We start from the raw sequence: 22,832 nt of genomic DNA, 5'->3' as shown, positions 1-22,832 counted from the left end.
CAGCGCAGGGTGGTCCTAGGCCGCCGCCGTTTCCAGGGCGGCGGCGCCGTAACCGGCCTTGATGCCGAAGTCGCGCAGGACCGCGTGCGCCGCGCGGCGGCCCGAGAAGAGGGCGCCCTGGACCGTGCTGGTGTCCCGGTGGTCCCCGCAGACGTACAGCCCGGCGAGCAGGCGCACCGGGCGGCGCGGGTCGTGCGGTGGGGGCATCGCCGGGACCGCCTCGGGGTCGTGGTGGAGGGCGAGCAGCTCCCAGTCGTCAGTGGGGACGCCGTACAGCCGGGACAGATGGGCGCGGACCCTGCGGTCCAGCTCGTCCGGCGGGGCGCCGAGGACCGTCGAACTGATCAACACCCGGCCCTGGGGGGCGCGTGACGGGTCGACCTCGCTCATCACGGCGGTGTGGGCGACCGGCCCGGCCGGGTCCGCCTCCAGCAGCAGCGCCGGATCCGCCATCGGGGGAACGGGCGCGGTGTGATGGAGCACCGTCACGCTGTGGAACGACGGTACGCGCAGCCCCGGGAGCAGTTCGACGGCGGCGCGGGCGCCCGTCGCGACGACTACCGACCGGCAGGCGAAGGTGCCGTGCTCCTCGGTGACGACCCCGCTGATCGACGCGTCCCGCACCCTCACGCCCGTGTGGACCGTCCCCGGAGGCAGGGCGTCCGCCAGCAGCTCCGGCAGGGCGGAGGCGCCGCCCTCCGGGACGCACAACCGGCCGCGCGCGAAGCCCCGCAGCGCGAGATCGGCGCACCTGCTGGAGGTGGCGAGATCCGGATCGCACAGCAGCGCCGCCAGCAGTGGCCGCAGGAAGCCCTGGACGGTACGGGACGGCAGCCGGGCGGTCAGCGACTCCAGGGAGGTCCGCTCCGGGCGGGCCAGCAGGCGCGGGGTCGGCGTACCCGCGAGGCGGGCGAACATCGCGGACAGGCGGGCCTGGTCGAGCGAGCGGGGGGCGCTCGCGAGGGCGCGCGCCACGGTGAAGGCTCCCCCTACGCCCCAGGGGGCGTGGGGGGACCCCCTCCCTACGCCCCAGGGGCCGTGCGCGGCTCCCTTCGCCGCGCCCCGCAGCGCGTGCGGTGCGGCCCATCGGGCGCCGCTCCCTTCGCCCGTGCGGACATACCGGCCGTCGGTGTGCACCAGCACCCCCGGCGAGAAGGTCCGCATGACCGCGCCGTCCAGGCCCGGGGTGCGCTCCAGCTCCGGGTAGGAGGTGTTGAGCAACTGCCCGATCCGGTCGAGCCGGAAGCCGTCGATCACCTCCGTGGTCATCCGGCCCCCCACCCGGGGCGCGGCCTCCAGGACCCTGACGGTGACCCCGGCGCTGGTCAGCTGATGAGCTGCCGAAAGTCCCGCGATCCCTGCTCCGACAATGACGACGTCCGTATGGCGTGCGGTGGTGAGCACGTGCCCCTCCCCGAGGTCGGCCCGGCTGGTGGGAGGCTCATGCCCCCAACAGGCCCCCGGAATGCCCGAGTTCCGGTCGAGCCTAGAAAGCCTTCCGGAGCGGGGGAGTCGCACGCCACCGGATCACCGGAGCACAGGGGGTCGCACGGATGTACGGACCGGGGCGGTCACGCCCGTGCGGCCGCCCGGATCGCCTCGTCGATGCGCGGGAACGCGAAGCTGAACCCCGTCTCCAACAGCCGCCCCGGCAGCACCCGCTGACTGCCCAGCACGTCCTCGGCGAAGTCGCCGAGGACCACCCGCAGGGCGAGCGAGGGGACCGGGAGGAGCGTGGGGCGGCGCAGTACCCGGCCCATCGCCGCCGTCACCTCACCGTTGGTGACCGGTTCCGGCGCCGTCAGATTCACCGGCCCGGCCAGCTCGTCGGTGTCGATGATGTGCCGCAGCGCCGCGATCTCGTCGTGAAGCGAGATGAAGCTCCAGTACTGCCGGCCGGACCCCATCCGACCGCCCAACCCGGCCCGGAACACGGGGAACAGCCGCCCCCAGGCGCCGCCCTTCCGGGCCACCACCAGACCGGTACGGGCGAACGCGACCCGGATGCCGGCCTCCTCGGCCGGCGCCGCCGCGGCCTCCCACTCCACGCACACGGACGGCAGGAACCCCTCACCGGCCGGGGCCGTCTCGTCCACCGCTCGGGTGCCCGTGTCGCCGTAGTAGCCGAGCGCGGTCCCGCAGACCAGCACCTTCGGCGGCTCCGCCAGGGAGGCGAGGGTCCGCGCCACGGCGGTCGTGCCCAGGACCCGGCTGTCGCGGATCTCCCGCTTGTACGCCGCGGTCCAGCGGCGCTCGCCGACACCGGCCCCGGCGAGATGGACGAACGCCTCGCAGCCGACGAGGCCGGCGGCGTCCACGTACAGCCGCCTCGGGTCCCACTCGACCTCGTCGGCCGTACGGGCCGGGCGGCGCACCAGGCGGAGCACCTCGTGGCCGTCCGCGCGCAGGGAGCGCACGAGGGCCGAGCCGATGAGTCCGGACGCGCCGGTGACCGCGATACGGGTACGGGGAGCCGAGGAGTGCATGCACGTCATCCTGCCCTGCCTGGGGCACGTATCGGGTTGTGATCAACGAGAGGGCCGCCGCCGCCCCTCGACGGACTCGGGGACCGCGGCCCGGGCCGCTGCCACCACCTCCCCCTGGAACGCGGGCCGTTCACCCTCGACGGAGAGCGCGCACTGCTCGCCCGGCACCGGATCGACGTCCTGGTCACGAAGGACTGCGGCGGCGACGCGACCGCCCCCCAACTCGCCGCTGCCCGCGAAGGGGGCGCCCCGGTCGTCCTCGTGCGCCACCCGCCGGCCCCGGAGGGTGTGGCGACGGCGGCGACCCCGGAGGAGGCGGCCGTCTGGGCACGGGCCCGCGACCAGCGCGCGACAGACGCGGCCGCAGGACTTTCAATGGAGAAATGAGCACCGTTCGATGGCTGCCCGCAGCGGGACTCACGGCGCTTCTGGGCGCCACGGCGCTCCTGGGCGCCACGGCCCCGGGACCTTCGCCGCCCCCGGCCGAGCCGCCGTCCCAGCTCGACGACGCGGACGTGCGGCGGGCCGTCGACCGGCTGGACGGAGTGGTCGAGGCGGCCATGAAACGCACCGGCGCACCGGGCGTGGCCATCGCCGTCGTCCACGACGGCAAGGTGGTCAAACTCCAGGGGTACGGCGTGCGGAAGGCCGGCGAGAAGCCCACCGTCGACGCCGACACCGTCTTCCAGCTCGCGTCCGTCTCGAAGCCGATCGCCTCCACGGTGGTCTCCGGCGCCGTCGGCGTCGACGGCTGGACGAAACCCGTCGCCCCGAACGTGCCGGACTTCCGCCTCAAGGACCCGTGGGTCACCTCGCACATGACGGTCGCCGACCTGTTCTCGCACCGCAGCGGCCTCCCCGACCACGCCGGGGACCTCCTCGAAGACCTCGGCTACGACCGGGCGTACATCCTGTCCCACCTGCGCTACGAGCCCCTCACCCCGTTCCGGGCGAGCTACGCCTACACCAACTTCGGCCTGACGGCCGCCGCGCAGGCCGTGGCGGAAGAGAAGGGCGTGCCGTGGGAGAAGCTGTCCGCCGACACCCTGTACAAGCCTGCCGGCATGGACCACACCAGCTCCCGCTTCGAGGACTTCGTGAACGCCCCCGACCGCGCCTACGGGCACGCGAAGGCCGCCGACGGCACCTGGAAGGCGCAGTACGTACGCGACCCGGACGCCCAATCCCCGGCCGGCGGCGTCAGCTCGTCCGCCCGTGACATGGCGACCTGGCTGAAGCTCCAGCTCGGCGACGGCAAGCTGGACGGGCGGCAGATCATCGCCGCCGACGCCCTGCAGCGCACCCACTGGCCCGAGGCGATCTCCAACCCGCCCCAAGCCCCGGCCGCCCGGACGGGCTTCTACGGCCTGGGCTGGAACGTGAGTTACGACGACGCGGGCCGGCTCAAGCTGTCGCACACCGGAGGGTTCGCCCTGGGTGCGCACACCAACGTCACGATGCTGCCGGGCGAGCAGCTCGGCATCGTCGTCCTCACCAACACCTCACCGGTCGGCGTCGCCGACGCCGTCGCGCTCGACTTCTTCGACATCGCGGAGCACGGCCGGCCCACCCGCGACTGGATACCGCTCGTCGACCAGGTGTACAAGCAGCAGACGGACGCGCTCCGGTCGAAGACCGACTACGCCCACCCGCCGTCCGGCGCCGCGCCCGCCAAGGCCGCCGACACCTACACGGGCAGGTACCGCAACGCCTACTACGGCTCGGCCGAGGTCGTCGCCGCCACCAACGGCACCCTGACCCTCCGGCTCGGCCCGAAGTCCCAGTCGTACCGCCTGACGCACTACGCCGGCGACACGTTCAGCTTCGAGACCGCCGGTGAGAACGCCATCGGGCGCACCGGGGTCACCTTCACCCCGGACGGGAAGTCGTTCACCGTCGAGTACCTGAACGCGGAGGGGCTGGGGACGTTCACCCGGTAGTACCCGGTAGTGCCTGGCAGTCCCCGCGGGTGTCCGCGGGGACTGCCGCTTCTCCCTCGCGGCGTCACACTCCCTAGGGCCCCGGCGCCTCCCGGGGCGCCAACGGGCGCATTCCGCCCATCAGTTCACGCAGGCAGCGGACGGCGAGCGCGGCGGGGGAGCCCGGGCCCGTCACGGGCGCGTCCGCCTCCGCCCACGCTTCCAGCGCGATCCGGATCGCGTCCGTCGCCGCGGCGGCCGCGAGCCGTACCTCCAACGGGTCCGCGCCGGGACCGGCCAGCGCGGAAACCACCGGAAGCAGCTTCTCCTCCGACTCCTGGTTGACCCGGTACCAGACGGCGCGCAGCGCCGCGTCGTCCGCCGCGGCGCGCAGCAGTCCGCGCGTCCGGCGCAGCCCCTCGGCGGCCTCCTCGTCCCGGCCGGACAGCGCCTCCTCGATGGACGCCTCCAGCGCGGCGGGCACGGCCGAGCCCGGCCCGGCCGCCGCGAGCGACTCCCGCCAGCGGTCCGCGCCGACCGCGAGGAGCGGTGCGACCGCGTCCTGCTTGCTGCGGAAGTAGCGGTAGAAGGTGCGCAGGGCGACCCCCGCCCGGTGTGCGATCTCCTCGGCCGTGGTGCCGTCGGGGCCGTGTTCGGTGAAGAGCTCGGCGGCGGCGCGGGCGATGTCGAGCTGGGTCGCGGCCTTGCGGCGCTCGGTCAGCGAGAGGGGCGGCTGCTTGGTGCTCACCGGACGAAGCGTACGCCCGCTCTGCCGCATCGGCATGTCATGCAATGATGGCAAAACGTGCCATGCAGGCGTACCGTGGAGCCTCCACCACCGAGAGGCTCCAGACACATGAACCGCTACGAAGGCCGCCGCGCGCTCGTCACCGGCGGCGGATCCGGCATCGGCCAGGCCACCGTCCTGCGCCTCCTCGCCGAGGGCGGCACCGTCGTCGCCGCCGATGTCAGCGAGGCGGGCCTCAAGGACACCGTCGAGAAGTCGGGTGCCACGGCGGAGCGGCTCACCACCCTCGTCCTCGACATCTCCGACGAGCAGGCGGTTCGCGAGGGCGTGGCGGCGGCCGTCGGCGCGCTCGGCGGGCTCGACGTACTCGTCAACGCGGCCGGAATCCTGCGCTCCGGACACACCCACGAGACCAGCCTCGCCGACTTCAACAAGATCATCGCGGTCAATCTGACGGGCACCTTCCTGATGATCCGCGAGGCGATACCCGCGCTGCTCGACGGGCACGACTCCGCCGTCGTCAACTTCAGCTCCACATCGGCGGCGTTCGCCCACCCGTACATGGCGGCCTACGCGGCCAGCAAGGGCGGCATCCAGTCCATGACCCACGCCCTGGCGAGCGAGTACGGAAAGCAGGGCATCCGCTTCACCGCCGTACAGCCCGGTTCCATCTCCTCCGGCATGACCGACGGCAGCGGAGCCAGCAGGTCCAGCGTCGGCCCGGGCCTGCCCGCCGACGCCGACATGTCCCTCTTCATGAAGCTGGCCCCCGCCCTCGGTCAGGGCTTCGCCGGTCCCGAGACCGTGGCGTCCGTCGTCGCGATGCTCGCCTCCGCCGACGGACGGTTCATCACCGGCACCGAGGTCCGCATCGACGGCGGAACCCACTTCTGACGTCGTCGGCTCCGCCGGACCGGCGCCGGCGGAGCCCGTACACGCCCGGACGCGACCTCAGCGCGCGAACCGCTGCCACAGCCGGGGGAAGCGCTCCGCCAGCACCGCCTCGTCCTCCAGGTCGAACGGCGAGCCCTCCGGCTCGGCGCTTTGCGGCGGGATTCCCAGATCCGGCGCCACCACTCCGGTCAGCTGTTCGTACGCCTCGTCGGCCGCGTACCCCAGCTCCTCGCCGTCCCCGTCGATCTCCTCGTCGAAGTCGTCCAGCAGTTCCGCGAGCGCGTCCGGGTCGTGCACCGCGCCCTCGAAGACCTCCCGGCCCTGGCCGATGAGCCAGCAACGGAAGTAGTCGAAGACGTCGTCACTCGCGCCCTCGAGCAGTACGGCGGCCGCGCCCCACAGATCCCAGCGGTACGCGCGGTTGTACCGGGCCTCGAAATGCCGTGCGAAATCCAGCACGGAGTCCGGATCGAACTGCAGCAGCCGCTCGACCAGTAGGTCGGCCTGTTCCTCGGGATCACCCTCGGCGGCTTCGCGAGTACCGTCCACGATCTCCCAGAACTCCGTCTCGTCCATCACGGCACAAGCATCGGCCTTGGCGGAGGGCGGCGCACGCGGAGCCACCGAAATGAAACCGGACAGCAGATGTCGGGTTTCCGTGTGACCGTCGATTCCATGACGACAGACACACCACTCGACGGACGGATCGCACTGGTCGCGGGCGCGACCCGGGGCGCCGGCCGGGCCATCGCCGTCCAGCTCGGCGCGGCGGGCGCCACCGTGTACGTCACCGGCCGCACCACCCGCACGCGGGTCAGCGAGGTCGGCAGGCCGACCGAGACCATCGAGGAGACCGCCGAACTGGTCACGGCGGCAGGCGGCGAGGGCATCGCCGTCCCCACCGACCACCTCGAAGTCGACCAGGTGCGGGCCCTGGTCGATCGCATCGACCAGGACCACGGCCGCCTGGACGTTCTCGTCAACGACGTCTGGGGCGGCGAGCACCTGATCGTCTTCGGCAAGAAGCTCTGGGAGACCGACCTGGACAGCGGCCTGCGGATGCTGGAGCTCGGCGTGAAGACCCACGCGATCACCAGCCGCCTCGCGCTGCCCCTGCTCATCCGCAACCCCGGGGGGCTGGTGGTCGAGGTCACCGACGGCACGGCGGAGTACAACACCCGCTTCCGGGAGAACTTCTTCTACGACCTCACCAAGAACGCGCCGATCCGGATGGCCTTCGCGCTCGCCCACGACCTGGAGTCGGTGGGCGGCACGGCGGTGGCCCTGACGCCCGGCTTCCTCCGCTCCGAGCAGATGCTGGAGACGTTCGGGGTGACGGAGGCGAACTGGCGCGACGCCATCGCCGAGGTGCCGGACTTCGTGATCGCGGAGTCGCCGGTGTACGTGGGCCGCGCGGTGGCGGCGCTGGCGGCGGACCCGGACCGGGCCCGGTGGAACGGCCAGTCGCTGTCGAGCGGCCAACTCGCGAAGGAGTACGGCTTCACGGACGCGGACGGCTCGGCGCCGGACGCCTGGGGCTTCATCATGGCGAACGAGTCCACCGAGACGAAGCCGGACCCTGCGGACTATCGGTGACCCACCCGTGGGGGCGTGTGCCCGCCCGGCAGGTCGCACGCCCCCGCGGGCGTCACCCGTACAACCGCCCAAGCCCCCTCGCCGCCTCCGCGAACCGCTCCCGCAGAGGCGCCGGTTCAAGGATCTCCGCCTCCGGCCCCAGGCCGAGCAGCTGGCCGTACGCGACCTCCTCCGACTCGACGCGCAGGCGGACCGTGAGCCGGCCGCCCTCGTCCGTCACGCCCGCGGACACCGCCTCCTGGGCCGCCGCGCGGTCCGTGGCGTACGGGAGACGGCGCGCCCCGGCCGGAGAGAGGCGGAGCACCACCTCCGTCCTCAGCAGCGACCGGGCGAACTCCGCCGCCCGTTCCTCCCAGAAGCCGGTCAGATCGAAGGTGCCGGCCCGGACGAAACGCTCCCCACCGAGCGCGACGGCGGTGAACCGGTCGATCCGGTACACCCGGAACGACTCGTCCGCGCGGGCGCACAGGTACCAGACGCCCGCCTTGAGCACGAGGCCGTGCGGCGCCAGTTCCCGCTCCACCTCCCGGTCCTGCCGCCGGTAGCGGGCGCGGATCAGCCGGTCCTCCCACACCGCCTCGGCGACGACCGGCAGCAGCTCCGGCGTCTCGGGCTCCTGGTACCAGCCGGGCGCGTCCAGGTGGAAGCGCTGCGCCGCCGTGTCGGAGGCGTCCCGCAGCGACGGCAGGAGTGCGGCCGACACCTTGAGCCGGGCCGCCGAGGCGGCGTCGTCCAGACCCATCTCGCGCAGCGCCCCCGGCACCCCCGACAGGAACAGCGCCTCGGCCTCGCCGCGGGCGAGACCCGTCAGCCGCGTCCGGTATCCGCCGATCAGGCGGTAGCCACCCGCGCGGCCCCGGTCCGCGTACACCGGAACCCCCGCCTCCGAGAGGGCGAGCGCGTCCCGGGTGATGGTCCGCTCGGACACTTCCAGCTCCCGCGCCAGCTCGGCGGCGGTCATCGACGGCCTGGACTGGAGCAGGAGCACCATCTTGATGAGCCGGGCAGCGCGCATGCCCACATCATGCAGGAGGCCCCCGCCGGGCCTGAGCCGGGCGGGGGCCTCCTGCGACGACGCGGCCCTACAGGCCGTAGCGCTCCCGCGCCTCCTTCACCGCCGAGGCAGGCACCTCACCCCGACGCGCCAGCTGCGCCAGCGCCGCGACGACGATCGACTGCGCGTCGACACCGAAGTGACGGCGGGCCGCCTCCCGGGTGTCCGACAGGCCGAAGCCGTCCGCGCCGAGCGAGCTGTAGTCCTGCTCGACCCACTGCGCGATCTGGTCCGGAACCTGCCGCATGTAGTCGGACACGGCCAGGACCGGCGACTCCACACCCTCCAGAGCCCGGCGCACGAACGGCACGCGCTCCTCGCCGCGCAGCAGCGCCGCGTCGGCCTCCAGCGCGTCGCGCCGCAGCTCGGTCCAGGACGTCGCGGACCACACGTCGGCGGCCACGCCCCACTCCTCGGCGAGCAGCCGCTGCGCCTCCAGCGTCCAGTGGATCGCCGTGCCGGACCCGACCAGCTGGATCCGCGAGGCGTTCGCGTCCACGGTCAGCCCGGCGGACTCCGCCGTGTTGAACCGGTAGAGGCCCTTGAGGATGCCCTCGTCGACGCCCTCGGGCTTCGCCGGCTGAGGCATCGGCTCGTTGTAGACCGTCAGGTAGTAGAAGACGTTCCGGTCCTCGCCCGGGGCCGCCTCGCCGTACATCCGGCGCAGACCGTCCTTGACGATCGCGGCGATCTCGTACGCGAACGCGGGGTCGTAGGACAGCGCCGCCGGGTTCGTCGCCGCGATCATCGGGGAGTGGCCGTCCGCGTGCTGCAGGCCCTCACCGGTCAGGGTCGTACGGCCGGCGGTGGCGCCGACGAGGAAGCCGCGGCCGAGCTGGTCGCCGAGCTGCCACATCTGGTCGGCCGTGCGCTGCCAGCCGAACATCGAGTAGAAGATGTAGAAGGGGATCATCGCTTCGCCGTGCGTGGAGTACGCGCTGGCCGCGGCGATGAAGTCCGCCATCGAACCGGCCTCGGTGATGCCCTCGTTGAGGATCTGGCCGTTCTTGGCTTCCTTGTAGTACATCAGCTGGTCGCGGTCGACCGGCTCGTACGTCTGGCCCTTGGGCGAGTAGATGCCGAGCGACGGGAAGAGCGACTCCATACCGAACGTACGGGCCTCGTCCGGCACGATCGGAACCCAGCGCTTGCCGGTCTCCTTGTCGCGGACCAGGTCCTTGACCAGACGGACGAACGCCATCGTCGTGGCGACCGACTGCGAGCCGGACCCCTTGTCGAAGGCGGCGAACGTCTTGTCGGCGGGAGCGGGCAGCGGGGCCAGGGGCTGGACGCGCCGGGCCGGGGCCGGGCCGCCGAGGGCCGCGCGGCGCTCCTGGAGGTAGCGGACCTCGGGGGCGTCGGCGCCGGGGTGGCCGTAGGGCACCACACCGTCGACGAACTGCGCGTCGGAGATCGGCAGGTCCAGCAGGTCACGCATGTTCTTGAACTCGTCGACCGACAGCTTCTTCATCTGGTGGTTCGCGTTCTTGGACGCGAAGCCCTCACCGAGGGTGAAGCCCTTGACGGTCTGCGCCAGGATGACGGTCGGGGCACCCTTGAACTCCAGGGCCGCCTTGTACGCCGCGTACACCTTGCGGGGCTCGTGGCCGCCGCGGGAGCGGTGGAAGCACTCGAGGATCTTGTCGTCGCTGAGCAGCTTCGCCATCTCGACGAGCGCGGGGTCCGTGCCGAAGAAGTCGGCGCGGATGTAGGCGGCGTCACGGGTCTGGTACGTCTGCACCTGCGCGTCCGGGACCTCGCGCAGCCGGCGGATCAGCGCGCCGGTGGTGTCGAGCTGGAACAGCTCGTCCCAGGCGGAGCCCCAGAGAGACTTCACGACGTTCCAGCCGGCGCCGCGGAACTGGGCCTCCAGCTCCTGAACGATCTTGAAGTTGGCGCGTACCGGACCGTCGAGGCGCTGCAGGTTGCAGTTGATGACGAAGGTCAGGTTGTCCAGGCCCTCACGGGCGGCGAGCGCGAGGGCCGCGGTCGACTCGGGCTCGTCCATCTCGCCGTCACCGAGGAACGCCCACACGTGGGAGGCGGAGACGTCCTTGATGCCGCGGTGGGTCAGATAGCGGTTGAAACGCGCCTGGTAGATGGCGGAGAGCGGGCCCAGACCCATCGAGACGGTCGGGAACTCCCACAGCCAGGGGAGGCGGCGCGGGTGCGGGTAGGACGGCAGGCCGTTGCCGCCCGACTCCTGCCGGAAGAGGTCGAGCTGCTGCTCGCTGATGCGGCCGTCCAGGAAGGCGCGGGCGTAGATGCCGGGGGAGGCGTGGCCCTGGATGTAGAGCTGGTCTCCCGAGCCGGGGGAGTCCTGGGATTCCTTGCCGTGGAAGAAGTGGTTGAACCCGGTCTCGTACAGCCAGGCCGCGGACGCGAAGGTCGCGATGTGGCCGCCGACGCCGTGCTTGGCGCCGCGGGAGACCATGGCGGCCGCGTTCCAGCGGTTCCAGGCGGTGATCTTCCGCTCCATCTCCTCGTCACCGTCGAGCGCGGGCTCGGCGGACGTGGGGATGGTGTTGACGTAGTCGGTCTCCAGCAGGGTGGGCAGGGCGAGGCCCGCCCCCTCGGCGTGCTGGAGGGTTCGACGCATCAGGTACGCGGCGCGGTGCGGGCCGGCGGCCTTGGTGACGGCGTCCAGGGAGGCCGCCCATTCGGCGGTCTCCTCGGGGTCACGATCCGGGAGCTGGTCGAGCTCACTCGGAAGCTTTACGGGGTCGGTCATGATCGCCGCCTTCCGGACAGGAGGGGGGTGGAGAAAAAGCCTTGTCTGGCAGGACAGGGCGTGGGCCGGGGTGCGGCCCGCCGTCGACTGTAAGTCGCTGATCGATGATCGATCAAAGGGGGACGGCAAAAAACTTCTCCGTACACCGAAATTGGCATTCCGTGCCGCGAAAGTGGGCACCGGGTGCCGCGACGAAACGGACTAAATCAGGCGCGCGGTGCACACCCGAGTACGTGCTCCTTCACCAGAGCGCCGATCCGCGGGTCCTGCCGCCGGAAGGCGTCGACGAGCTCCTGATGCTCCTCCGCGTACGACTTCTGCACCGTCCCGAGCCAGCGGATCGACAGTGCCGTGAACACCTCGATGCCCAGGCCCTCCCAGGTGTGGAGCAGGACGCTGTTGCCCGCGGCCTTCACCAGCTCCCGGTGGAAGGCCACCGTGTGCCGCACCTGCGCCGTGCCGTCGGCGGCACGGTCGGCGTCGTAGAGGGCCGCCACGTGCGGCTCCAGGGCCGAACAGTCGGTGGCGAGCCGCGTGGCCGCGAGCTCCGCGGCGATCTGCTCCAGCCCCGCTCGGACCGGATAGCTCTCCTCCAGGTCCGCCGCGGTCAGATTCCGCACCCGCACGCCCTTGTTGGGGGCTGACTCGATCAGGCGCAGTGACTCCAGCTCGCGCAGCGCCTCCCGTACGGGCGTCTGGCTGACCTCCAGCTCCGTGGCGATCCGGCGCTCGACGATCCGCTCGCCCGGCTTCCAGCGGCCGCTCACGATGCCCTCCACGATGTGCTCGCGGATCTGTTCGCGCAGCGAGTGGACGACGGGCATGCTCATGAAGCCGCTCCTTAGGGGGAGGCATTGACGTCTACGACAATACGGCGGCGCCCCCTTCCGGAAGTACTCCCGGAAGGGGGCGCCGCTGGTGAGGCTGGTTACACGTCAGTAGCTCACAGACCGAGCTCGACCTCGAACTCGCCGGCCTCGAGGATCGCCTTGACCGCCGTCAGGTAGCGGGCGGCGTCGGCGCCGTCCACCAGACGGTGGTCGTAGGAGAGCGCGACATAGGTCATGTCGCGGATCGCGATGGTCTCGCCGAGGTCCGGGTGGTTGATGACCACGGGACGCTTGACGGTGGCGCCGATGCCCAGGATGGCGACCTGGTTCGGCGGCACGATGATCGTGTCGAACAGCGCACCGCGCGAACCGGTGTTGGAGATGGTGAAGGTCGCGCCGGAGAGCTCGTCCGGCGTGATCTTGTTGCCGCGGACCTTGGCCGCCAGATCGGCGGTGGCCTTCGAGATGCCGGCGAGGTTCAGGTCGCCCGCACCCTTGATGACCGGCGTCATCAGACCCTTCTCGGAGTCCACGGCGATGCCGATGTTCTCCGAGTCGAAGTACGTGATGGTGCCCTCGTCCTCGTTGATCCGGGCGTTGACGACCGGGTGGGCCTTCAGCGCCTGGGCCGCCGCCTTGACGAAGAACGGCATCGGCGAGAGCTTGACGCCCTCGCGGGCCGCGAAGGAGTCCTTCGCCTGGGCGCGCAGCTTCATCAGCTTGGTGATGTCGACCTCGACGACCGAGGTCAGCTGGGCCTGGCCGTGCAGCGCCTTCATCATGTTGTCGCCGATGACCTTGCGCATGCGGGTCATCTTGACCGTCTGACCGCGCAGCGGGGACGCCTCGAGCGAGGGGGCCTTCGCGGCGGCGGGGGCGGCGGCGACCGGCGCCGGGGCGGCGCTGGCCGCCTTCGCGGCCTCGGCGGCGGCGATGACGTCCTGCTTGCGGATACGGCCGCCGACGCCACTGCCCTTGACGGCCGAGAGGTCGACGCCGTTCTCGGAGGCGAGCTTGCGGACCAGCGGGGTGACGTACGCGCCGTCGTCCGCCGGCTGTGCGGCGGCGGGGGCGGCGGGTGCCGGGGTGACCGGGGCCGGAGCGGCAGCCGGGGCGGCGGCCTGCACCGGAGCGGGCGCGGCGGCCGGAGCGGCCGGAGCCGGGGCGGCGGCCGGAGCGGCAGCGGGGGCGGCGGGGGCCGGGGCAGCGGCGGGAGCCGCGCCCGGGGCGCCGATCACGGCCAGCTTGGCGCCGACCTCGGCGGTCTCGTCCTCGGCGACGACGATCTCCAGGAGAACACCGGCGACCGGCGCCGGGATCTCGGTGTCGACCTTGTCCGTGGAGACCTCGAGCAGCGGCTCGTCGGCCTCGACGGACTCGCCGACCTCCTTGAGCCAGCGGGTGACGGTGCCCTCGGTGACGCTCTCGCCCAGCGCGGGCAGAACGACCTCGGTGCCCTCGGCGGCACCACCGGCGGGGGCGGCGGCGGGAGCCTCGGCCACGGGGGCGGGAGCCGGGGTGGCGGCGGGAGCCTCGGCGGCCGGGGCGGGCTCGGCGGCCGGAGCGGGGGCGGCGGCGGCCGGCGCACCGGTGCCGTCGTCGATGACCGCCAGCTCGGCGCCGACCTCGACGGTCTCGTCCTCGGCGACCTTGATGGAGGCCAGGATGCCCGCGGCGGGCGCCGGGATCTCGGTGTCGACCTTGTCGGTCGACACCTCGAGCAGCGGCTCGTCGGCCTCGACGCGCTCGCCCTCGGCCTTCAGCCAGCGGGTGACGGTGCCCTCGGTGACGCTCTCGCCGAGCGCCGGCAGGGTTACGGAAACCGACATGGTTTCAGTTGCTCCTAACGAATTTGCGGAAAGTGGTCGTCGCGCCCGGGACTGACGGCTCAGTCGTGGGAGTGGAGGGGCTTGCCGGCCAGGGCCAGGTGGGCCTCGCCGAGCGCCTCGTTCTGCGTCGGGTGGGCGTGGATGAGCTGCGCCACCTCGGCCGGCAGCGCCTCCCAGTTGTAGATCAGCTGGGCTTCGCCGACCTGCTCGCCCATACGGTCACCGACCATGTGGACGCCGACCACGGCACCGTCCTTGACCTGGACGAGCTTGATCTCGCCCGCGGTCTTGAGGATCTTGCTCTTGCCGTTGCCCGCGAGGTTGTACTTCAGGGCGACGACCTTGTCCGCACCGTAGATCTCCTTGGCCTTGGCCTCGGTGATGCCGACGGAGGCGACCTCGGGGTGGCAGTACGTCACCCGGGGCACGCCGTCGTAGTCGATCGGGACGGGCGTGAGACCGGCCAGACGCTCCGCGACCAGGATGCCCTCGGCGAAGCCGACGTGCGCGAGCTGAAGGGTCGGGACGAGGTCGCCCACGGCCGAGATGGTCGGCACGTTGGTCCGCATGTACTCGTCGACCACGACGTAGCCGCGGTCCATCGCGACGCCCTGCTCCTCGTAGCCGAGGCCGGCGGAGACGGGGCCGCGGCCGATGGCGACGAGCAGCACCTCGGCCTCGAAGGTCTTGCCGTCGGCCAGAGTGACCTTCACACCGCTGTCGGTGTACTCGGCGCTCTGGAAGAAGGTGCCCAGGTTGAACTTGATGCCGCGCTTGCGGAACGCGCGCTCCAGGAGCTTCGAGCTGTTCTCGTCCTCGACCGGGACCAGGTGCTTGAGGCCCTCGATGACGGTGACGTCGGTGCCGAAGGACTTCCACGCCGAGGCGAACTCGACGCCGATGACGCCGCCGCCCAGGATGATCGCGGACTCCGGGACCCGGTCCAGGGTCAGCGCGTGGTCCGAGGAGATGACGCGGTTGCCGTCGATCTCGAGGCCGGGGAGCGACTTCGGTACGGAGCCGGTGGCGAGGAGGACGTGGCGGCCCTCGACCCGCTGGCCGTTGACGTCGACGGAGGTCGGCGAAGTGAGACGACCCTCACCCTCGATGTATGTCACCTTGCGGGAGGCGACCAGTCCCTGCAGGCCCTTGTACAGGCCGGAAATGACGTCGTCCTTGTACTTGTGGACGGCCTTGATGTCGATGCCCTCGAAGGTCGTGAGGACACCGAACTGGTCGGCCTCGCGTGCCTGGTCGGCGATCTCGCCGGCGTGCAGCAGGGCCTTCGTGGGGATGCAGCCGTTGTGCAGGCAGGTGCCGCCGAGCTTGTTCTTCTCGATCAGTGCGACGTCCAGGCCCAGCTGCGCTCCGCGCAGCGCCGCGGCGTAACCGCCGCTACCGCCGCCGAGGATCACTAGGTCGAAAACGGTGCTGGCGTCGTTCGCCACGTCACGTCCTCCATGCATGTGCGCCGGGCGCCGGGTCCCTTTTCTCGGGGGACGACCGGCCGGTCGGCTGGTGTTCGGCCGCTGTTTCTTCGGCCCTGTGGTGGGGGCCCTGTCCTGCCGAGAACCCATCTTCGCACTTGTTGCCGGACGGCGGGACGCGGGGCCGGGGTCTGAGACGGCGGATCCTCCGTCCCGGGGTGTTACTCAGGCGTACGAACGTACGGATTTCGTTGCAGGCGAACGGCCCCGGGGCAGTGCCCCGGGGCCGTTCCGCGTCGAAACCGATCAGCCCAGGTCGCCCGCGGCGGTGCGCTCCGCGAGCTTCACCAGGGTGCGGACGGCCGAGCCGGTGCCGCCCTTGGGGGTGTAGCCGTACGGCGCGCCCTCGTGGAAGGCCGGACCCGCGATGTCCAGGTGCGCCCAGGTGATGCCCTCGCCGATGAATTCCTGCAGGAACAGACCGGCCACCAGGCCGCCGCCCATCCGCTCACCCATGTTGGCGATGTCGGCGGTCGGGGAGTCCATGCCCTTGCGCAGGTCGGCGGGGAGCGGCATCGGCCAGGACTGCTCGCCGACCTCCTCGGCGATCTCGTGGATGGAGGTACGGAAAGCGTCGTCGTTGGCCATGATCCCGAAGGTGCGGTTGCCCAGCGCCAGCACCATGGCGCCGGTCAGGGTCGCCACGTCGACGATCGCGTCCGGGTTCTCCTCCGACGCCTTGGCCAGCGCGTCGGCCAGCACCAGACGGCCCTCGGCGTCGGTGTTGAGCACCTCGACCGTCTTGCCGGTGTACATCCTCAGGACGTCGCCCGGACGGGTCGCGGAGCCGGACGGCATGTTCTCGGCGAGCGCCAGCCAGCCCGTGACGTTCACGGCGAGGCCGATACGGGCGGCCGCGACGACCGCGGCGAACACCGCGGCGGCGCCGCTCATGTCGCACTTCATCGTCTCGTTGTGGCCGGCCGGCTTGAGCGAGATGCCGCCCGAGTCGTAGGTGATGCCCTTGCCGACGAGGGCCAGGGTCTTCTCCGCCTCGGGGTGCGTGTAGGCGATCCGGACCAGCCGCGGCGGGTTCTGGGAGCCGACGCCGACGCCGAGGATGCCGCCGTAGCCGCCCTTGGCGAGCGCCTTCTCGTCGAGCACCTGCACCTTGAGGCCGTGCTCCTTGCCGGCCGCGGTGGCGGCGGCGGCGAAGGCGGCGGGGGTGAGGTCGTTCGGCGGCATGTTGATGAGGTCGCGGGCGCGGTTGACCTCCTCGCTCAGTGCGAGCGCGCGCTCCGCCGCGGCCTTGAACGCCTTGTCACGCGGCTTCCCGCCGAGCAGCGCCACCTCGGCGAGCGGCTTCTTGGCGTCCTTGCCGTTGGCCGACGACCGGTAGACGTCGAACGAGTAGGCGCCGAGGAGCGCGCCCTCGGCGATCGCCTCGGCGTCCTCGACGGCCTCGACGGGCAGGGCGAAGGCGGCCTTCTTCGCACCGTTGAGGGTGCGGGCGGCCACGCCGGCGGCGCGGCGCAGCGCCTCGGCGGAGTACCCCTCGTCGTCGGCAGGTGCGGCGCCCAGGCCGACGGCCAGGATCACCGGCGTCTTCATGCCGGCGGGTGCGGGCAGCTTGGTGGCCTCACCTTCGGCACCGGAGGCGCCCAGGGTCTCCAGGACGGCGGCGAGCCTTCCGTCGAACGCCGAGTCGACGGCCTCGGCGCCCGGCGCTACGACGAGCCCCTTACCGCCCTTGGCGACGCCGACCACGAGGGCGTCGGCGCGCAGCGTCGCCGCGCCGGCAGTGCTGAGAGTGAGAGCAGTCACGGTGGTGAAATCTCGCTTCCGTTGAGTTTGTGGCGGTCTGTGCGGTCGGAGGGGTGGCCGACCGCGCCCCGCCGCATCGTAATTCGGCCCGAGTAGCGCCGAGAACGAGCCTACGCGCGGTCCAGGGGTTCGCTCACGCCGCCGGTGGTTCACTCATCCGTGGCGTCTCTTTCATGTTTACCCCGCAGACTCCGAGGGCTCGGTCACACTCGCCTCATTCACGCAAGGGCGGCGGTGGCCCCTTTGCATCATCTCCACAGGTCCTCCGTGTGCCGACGGCATTCGGGGCCTGCCGAGGGGGGACATCAGGGATGTACGCACACCGGTTCAGTACGGCCAGGACGCTGGGGGCGTTCATGGCCGCCGCGCTCCTCGCGACCGGCACCCCGGCCGCGGACGCGACCGCGGCCACCACCCCGCCCCGCATCGACCTCACCGTCCTCGTCGTGGACGACGGCGGCAGTGCGATCGAGGCGATCACGTCGGAACTGAAGGGCTCGGGCGTGCCGTTCCGCACCGTCCGGCTCGGCCAAGCCGACCGGCCCGTCATCGACGCCGCCTTCCTCAGCGACCCGTCCGACAGCGCGACCGGTCGGCCCCGCGCCAAGTACCAGGGCGTCGTCCTGCCCCACGAGGCCCCCTTCGGCGCCGACTCGGCGGAGCAGGCCGCCCTCACCGCGTACGAGACGGCCTTCGGCATCCCGCAGGTCGACGCCTACACCTGGGCGCACCCCGGGGTCGGCCTCGACTACACCAGCGAGGGCGGCCGGTCCGGGACCCTCGACGGGGTGACGGCCGCCGTCACCACCGCCGGGAAGTCGGGGCCCTTCCGCTACCTCGACGGGCCCCTGACCTTCGAGGACAACGCCCCGGAGGTGTCCGAGAGTTACGGCTACGCGGGCCGGCCCCGGGCCGGCTACACCAGCTTCCTCGACATCCCCGCCGACGGCGGCGGACGCGCCAGCCTGATCGGCGAGTACGCCCACGACGGCCGCCGGGAACTGGTCGTCACCTTCGCCTACAACGCCTATCAGCGGCAGTTCCGGGCGCTCTCCCGGGGCATCGTGGAGTGGCTCACCCAGGGCATCCACCTCGGCCAGAGCCGCAGCTACCTCTCCGTCCACGTCGACGACGTCCTCGCGCCCGACGCCCGCTGGGACACCGCCCGCGACTGCACCCCGGGCGACTTCGACTGCCCGGGCGGCGACGGCGAGGGTGCCGCTCCGATCCGGATGACCGCCGCCGACGCCCAGTACGCGGCCGCCTGGCAGCGCTCCGCCGGATTCACCTTCGACATGGTCTACAACGCGGGCCAGGGCGAGGCGTGGAAGACCGAGAACGGCGGCACCGACCCGCTCGCCACCCGGCTGCTCGCCGACCGGGCCGCCTACCGCTGGATCAACCACACCTACACGCACCCCTTCCTCGGCTGCGTCCAGGACAACTCCACCGTTCCGTGGCAGTGCGCCAAGAACGCGAGCGGCGCCACCCTGTGGATGAGCAGGGCCGAGATCGCCGCGCAGATCCGGGACAACCACAACTGGGCCGCGGCCAGGGGCATCCCGATCGACCGGAGCGAACTCGTCACCGGTGAGCACTCCGGCCTCAGGACCCTGCCGCAGCAGCCCGACGACAATCCCCATCTGGCCGGCGCGCTCGCCGACAACGGCGTCAAGTGGACGGGCTCCGACAACTCCCGCGAGCCGCAGCAGCGTTCCGTCGGCACCGCGCTGACCGTGCCGCGCCACCCGATGAACGTCTACTACAACGTCGGCACCGCCACCGAGATGGCCGACGAGTACAACTGGATCTACACCTCACGGGCCGACGGCGGCAGCGGAGCGTGCGAGTCCAACCCCGCCTCCACCTGCCTGGCGGCGCCGCTCGACACGACCACCGGGTACGCGTCCCACATCGTCCCGCAGGAAGCGCGCATCGCCCTGTCCCACGTCCTCGCGAACGACCCGCGCCCGCACTACGTCCACCAGTCCAACCTCGCCGAGGAGCGCATCCTCTATCCCGTCGTCGAGCGGATCCTCGCCGACTACCGCGCCCTCTTCGCCGACAACGCCCCCCTGGTCAACCCGCGCCAGCGCGAGGCCGGTCTGGAGCTTCAGCGCCGGACGGCCTGGGACAGGGCGCTGGCCGACGGCAAGGTCACCGCGTACCGCGTCGGCACCACCGTCACCATCAAGGCCCCGTCGGGCGTGACCGCACCGGTCACCGCGCCGGAGGGGACGCGCAAGCGGATGCTGCTCGGCACCGCCGCGTTCGGCACCGCCTACGCCGGGGCGCGCTCGGCCTGGACCACGCCGGAGGCGCTCCAGTCCGCGATCACGCTCACGCTCCCGACCGCCTGAGGCCACGACCGTCCGGCGGCCCCCACATGACGTGACGGCCGCCGGACCGACCGAAGGCGACTCGCCGGCCCGCTGACCGCTTGACTGCCTGACCATTTTTCTTCCGGGGGGAACATCGATGCCGAGCAGTGGCCGCCATGTCACCATGCTCACCGAAGGCACCTATCCACATGTCCACGGCGGCGTCAGCACCTGGTGCGACCAGCTGGTACGCGGAATGCCGGAGGTCGACTTCCAGGTCCTCGCCCTCACCGGCAGCGGCCGTGAACCGGTCACCTGGGAGCTGCCGTCCAATGTGTACCGTCACACGTCGTTCCCGCTCTGGGGGCCGGGCCGGGGAACCGCCACCCGGCGGCCCCCGCTGGGCCGCGACCGCCGCCGGTTCACCGACGTCTACGAGCGCTTCCTGCTCTCGATACTGGACCCGCAGGCCGGGTGCGACTTCGGCGAGGGGCTCTACGCCCTCGCCGCGCTCGCCCGCCGGGGCAAGCTCTCCGCGGCCCTGCGCTCCGAGTCGGTGCTGCGCTCCCTGATGTGGATCTGGACCATGCCGCACCTGCCGACGGCAGCCGCCCGCCCCACCGTCCACGACGCGCTCACCGCCACCGACCTGCTCGAACACGCGCTGCGCCCGCTCGCCGCCCGCATACCCGACGACTGTGTCGCGCACGCCGTCAGCAGCGGCCTCGCGACCCTCCCCGCCCTGACCGCCCAGCACTTCGAGGGCGTGCCGTTCCTGCTGACCGAGCACGGCATCTATCTGCGCGAGCGTTACCTCGGCTACCGCACCGAGGCCCAGCGCTGGCCCGTCAAGGCCCTGATGCTCGGCTTCTACCGGGAGCTGAACTCCCTCGGCTACCGCAAGGCCGACCTCATCACCCCGTGCAACCAGTACAACCGCCGCTGGGAGGAGCGGGGCGGCGCGCCCGCCGACCGGATCCGTACCGTCTACAACGGCGTCGACCCGCGGGCCTTCCCGTACGCCGGACCCGAACCGGGCGTCCCCACCCTCAGCTGGGCCGGGCGCATCGACCCCATCAAGGACCTGGAGACCCTCGTCCGGGCCTACGCCATCGCCCGCGCCGAACTCCCCGAGCTGAGGCTGCGCCTCTTCGGCGGGGTCCCCGACGGCGGCCAGGACTACAAGACCCGCCTGGAGAAACTCGCCGCCGAACTCGGTGTCACCGACGGCATCAGCTACGAGGGCCGCGTCGACGACGTGGCCCGCGCCTACGCCGCGGGGAACGTGGTGATGCTCTCCTCCATCAGCGAAGGGTTCCCCTTCTCCCTCATCGAAGCGATGTCGTGCGGCCGCGCCACCGTCTCCACCGATGTGGGCGGCGTCCGCGAGGCGGTCGGCGACACGGGGCTCGTGGTGCCGCCGCGCGAACCCGCCGTGATGGCCGAGGCGGCCCTGACACTGCTGCGCGACGACGAACGCCGCGCCGAACTGGGCCGACGGGCCCGCCAGCGGGTCGTCGACCGCTTCACCCTCCACCGTTCGGTCGACGGATTCCGCCGGATCTACCGCGAGCTCGCCGGACTGCCCGACACCCCGGCGGCCCCGGAGCCCCGCGACTGGACCGTCCGCGTCACCGACCCCTGGTACCGCGACCTCGCGGCGGACGGGAGCCTGTGGTGAGCGGCTCCCTCTGGCTCAAGAACGGCACCATGCGGGACACCCTCCCCTACATTCCGCGCCAGCCGGCCGGTCCGGCCACCGGCGCCTGCGCCGCCGACCCCCTCGACGAACTCACCGCCCGGCTGCACGACCTGATCGCCGCCGCCGTCCACCCCGACGAGATAGCGGCCATCCTCGAGTCCGACGGCATGACCGACGACCACATACGGCTCACCTACGGCCGCCAGGACTCCTTCGCCCTCGCCGAGGACCTCTACGCGCGCGTGGAGCGGGCCCACTCCGACGACGCCTCGCCCGCCGCCCCCGGCGGAGGGACCACCGGGCACTCACTGCTGGTGGACTGCCTCCTGCGCGGCCTCGTCTTCGCGCTGCCCGGCCTCGCGTACGTGCTGGGCGCGCCTCTTCTGGCGGGCCCCCGGGGGGCGTTCGGACTGCCCTCCGGCACGGTCCCGCTGCTCGCCGGCGCGGTCACCGGATGGGTGTGGAACCAGGCGCTTTCCCATCGGGCGTACTCCTGGCTCGGTCTCGGCGACCGACAGGCCGCCGCACGCACGCTGCTGACCGGTGCCCCCGCGGGCGCGCTGCTCGGCACGGTCGTCGCGATCGCGGCGACCGGCCCCGGCGAATGGTCCGCGACCGCCTTCGCCGCGGGGCAGTCGCTCTATCTGGCCGCCGCGACCGTCCTGCTCGTGCTGAACCGCGAACGGGCCCTGCTGCTCGCCCTGTTGCCGCTGGCCGGCGGCGCGCTGCCCGCCCTCCACCACGACCTGCCCGTCCCGGCGTGCGCCGCCCTGCTGCTGGTCTCGCTGGCGGCGACGGTCGGCCTCGCCGTCCACGTCCTGGTGCCGGGCACCGCCCCAGGGACGCCCGGCCGGGTCGCGCCCCGGCTCGCCGCGTCCGTGCCGTACGGCCTCTTCGGCCTCGGTACCGGCCTCCTCGTCCTCTACGCGGCGATCGGCGACGTCCTCGCGACCGGGCCCGGCCCCGGCGCCGTGGTCGCCGCGCCGTCGGCCGTCGCGCTCACCCTGTCCATGGGCCCCGCCGAATGGCTGCTGCACCGCTTCCGCAGCGAGAGCCTCGCCGGGCTGCGGGCCAGTACCACCGCCGGCGCGTTCCGCCGCACCACCGCCGCCGCCCTGGCGCTCTGCCTCGCCGGATACCTGACGGCCCTGCTGCTCCTCGCGGCGGTGGCGACGCTGCTCTGGCCGGACGCCCCCGAACTGGCGGGCGTACGGCTGCTGTCGCTGATCCTCATCGGAGGGGTGCTGTGGACGGCGCTGCTGCTCCAGTCGTTCGGCGCGGTCATGAGCGCGGCGGTGGTGTGCGGGCTCGCCGCCGCCGCCCAGACGCTGGCCCTGCTGACCGGCGTGGGCGACCCGAGGCTCGCCGGACCGGTGGTGGCGGGGACGGCGGCCGTCGCTCTGGGCGCCCTCGCCTGTGTTCTGCTGGGACGGCCGACCGCACACCGCGCATGATCCGAGGAACCGAACCC

General features: G+C 72.3%; 16 protein-coding genes and 1 pseudogene. 7 read left to right on the top strand and 10 right to left on the bottom strand.

All coding sequences use genetic code 11. The features are described 5' to 3' along the window. Nucleotides 1–15: 15 nt before the first annotated feature. A complete protein-coding gene (locus tag ACZ7J0_RS05810) occupies nt 16–1,404 on the bottom strand; it encodes an NAD(P)/FAD-dependent oxidoreductase (protein ID WP_470884391.1) in 1,389 nt (462 codons plus the stop codon). A 167-nt stretch (nt 1,405–1,571) separates the two neighbouring features. Then, nucleotides 1,572–2,495, bottom strand: coding sequence for a TIGR01777 family oxidoreductase (locus tag ACZ7J0_RS05805; protein ID WP_470884389.1), 924 nt, complete (start codon nt 2,493–2,495; stop codon nt 1,572–1,574). A gap of 33 nt (nt 2,496–2,528) precedes the next feature. Here ACZ7J0_RS05805 and ACZ7J0_RS05800 point away from each other — a divergent pair. Together ACZ7J0_RS05800 and ACZ7J0_RS05795 are read left to right on the top strand one after the other, a co-directional pair. Continuing rightward, a pseudogene (locus ACZ7J0_RS05800) lies at nt 2,529–2,873 on the top strand (precorrin-6A/cobalt-precorrin-6A reductase); the annotation flags it as partial. Continuing rightward, on the top strand, nt 2,870–4,426 hold the full coding sequence (locus tag ACZ7J0_RS05795; RefSeq protein ID WP_470884387.1) for a serine hydrolase: 1,557 nt from the start codon (nt 2,870–2,872) through the stop codon (nt 4,424–4,426). The pseudogene ACZ7J0_RS05800 and the gene ACZ7J0_RS05795, both read left to right, overlap by 4 nt. Before the next feature lie 73 nt (nt 4,427–4,499). Here ACZ7J0_RS05795 and ACZ7J0_RS05790 read toward each other — a convergent pair whose 3' ends face one another. Continuing rightward, a complete protein-coding gene (locus ACZ7J0_RS05790) occupies nt 4,500–5,153 on the bottom strand; it encodes a TetR family transcriptional regulator (protein ID WP_470884386.1) in 654 nt (217 codons plus the stop codon). Nucleotides 5,154–5,261: 108 nt separating this feature from the next. On the opposite strand from ACZ7J0_RS05790, the gene ACZ7J0_RS05785 reads away from it, so the two are divergent. Continuing rightward, the gene (locus ACZ7J0_RS05785; RefSeq protein WP_470884384.1) at nt 5,262–6,047 is read left to right on the top strand and encodes an SDR family NAD(P)-dependent oxidoreductase; all 786 of its coding nucleotides are present in this window, start codon (nt 5,262–5,264) and stop codon (nt 6,045–6,047) included. A gap of 57 nt (nt 6,048–6,104) precedes the next feature. On the opposite strand, the gene ACZ7J0_RS05780 is transcribed toward ACZ7J0_RS05785, so the two are convergent. Further along, a complete protein-coding gene (locus ACZ7J0_RS05780; protein ID WP_470885143.1) occupies nt 6,105–6,623 on the bottom strand; it encodes a DUF4240 domain-containing protein in 519 nt (172 codons plus the stop codon). Nucleotides 6,624–6,722: 99 nt separating this feature from the next. Here ACZ7J0_RS05780 and ACZ7J0_RS05775 point away from each other — a divergent pair, with 99 nt between their 5' ends. After that, a complete protein-coding gene (locus ACZ7J0_RS05775) occupies nt 6,723–7,643 on the top strand; it encodes an SDR family oxidoreductase (protein ID WP_470884382.1) in 921 nt (306 codons plus the stop codon). 52 nt (nt 7,644–7,695) lie between these two features. Here ACZ7J0_RS05775 and ACZ7J0_RS05770 read toward each other — a convergent pair whose 3' ends face one another. The 6 genes from ACZ7J0_RS05770 to ACZ7J0_RS05745 all read right to left on the bottom strand — a co-directional run bounded on the left by ACZ7J0_RS05770 (nt 7,696) and on the right by ACZ7J0_RS05745 (nt 17,338). Beyond that, nucleotides 7,696–8,658: a helix-turn-helix transcriptional regulator gene (locus ACZ7J0_RS05770; RefSeq protein ID WP_470884380.1), complete on the bottom strand. Its 963-nt coding sequence runs from the start codon at nt 8,656–8,658 to the stop codon at nt 7,696–7,698. A 67-nt stretch (nt 8,659–8,725) separates the two neighbouring features. Next, nucleotides 8,726–11,428 (bottom strand): pyruvate dehydrogenase (acetyl-transferring), homodimeric type, encoded by a 2,703-nt coding sequence (gene aceE / locus ACZ7J0_RS05765; protein ID WP_470884378.1) that lies wholly within the window; start codon nt 11,426–11,428, stop codon nt 8,726–8,728. A 206-nt stretch (nt 11,429–11,634) separates the two neighbouring features. Continuing rightward, nucleotides 11,635–12,258 carry a GntR family transcriptional regulator gene (locus ACZ7J0_RS05760; protein WP_470884376.1) on the bottom strand — a complete coding sequence of 208 codons (624 nt, stop codon included), beginning with the start codon at nt 12,256–12,258 and terminating at the stop codon, nt 11,635–11,637. Nucleotides 12,259–12,371: 113 nt separating this feature from the next. Further along, nucleotides 12,372–14,087: a 2-oxoglutarate dehydrogenase, E2 component, dihydrolipoamide succinyltransferase gene (gene sucB, locus ACZ7J0_RS05755; protein WP_470884374.1), complete on the bottom strand. Its 1,716-nt coding sequence runs from the start codon at nt 14,085–14,087 to the stop codon at nt 12,372–12,374. Nucleotides 14,088–14,146: 59 nt separating this feature from the next. Further along, entirely contained in the window at nt 14,147–15,535 is a 1,389-nt protein-coding gene (gene lpdA, locus ACZ7J0_RS05750) for a dihydrolipoyl dehydrogenase (RefSeq protein WP_470884372.1), read from the bottom strand. 285 nt (nt 15,536–15,820) lie between these two features. After that, a complete protein-coding gene (locus tag ACZ7J0_RS05745; protein WP_470884370.1) occupies nt 15,821–17,338 on the bottom strand; it encodes a leucyl aminopeptidase in 1,518 nt (505 codons plus the stop codon). Between the two features lie 311 nt (nt 17,339–17,649). Here ACZ7J0_RS05745 and ACZ7J0_RS05740 point away from each other — a divergent pair, with 311 nt between their 5' ends. The 3 genes from ACZ7J0_RS05740 to ACZ7J0_RS05730 all read left to right on the top strand — a co-directional run bounded on the left by ACZ7J0_RS05740 (nt 17,650) and on the right by ACZ7J0_RS05730 (nt 22,815). Further along, the gene (locus ACZ7J0_RS05740; protein WP_470884368.1) at nt 17,650–19,698 is read left to right on the top strand and encodes a hypothetical protein; all 2,049 of its coding nucleotides are present in this window, start codon (nt 17,650–17,652) and stop codon (nt 19,696–19,698) included. A 118-nt stretch (nt 19,699–19,816) separates the two neighbouring features. Further along, nucleotides 19,817–21,340: a GT4 family glycosyltransferase PelF gene (gene pelF / locus ACZ7J0_RS05735; protein WP_470884366.1), complete on the top strand. Its 1,524-nt coding sequence runs from the start codon at nt 19,817–19,819 to the stop codon at nt 21,338–21,340. Beyond that, nucleotides 21,337–22,815 carry a hypothetical protein gene (locus tag ACZ7J0_RS05730; protein ID WP_470884364.1) on the top strand — a complete coding sequence of 493 codons (1,479 nt, stop codon included), beginning with the start codon at nt 21,337–21,339 and terminating at the stop codon, nt 22,813–22,815. The genes pelF and ACZ7J0_RS05730 overlap by 4 nt, the downstream gene beginning before the upstream one ends. The last annotated feature ends 17 nt before the right edge of the window (nt 22,816–22,832 follow it).

The sequence above is a fragment of the Streptomyces sp. NPDC038280 genome (assembly GCF_055600045.1).
This window is presented reverse-complemented; position numbering and strand designations above follow the sequence as displayed.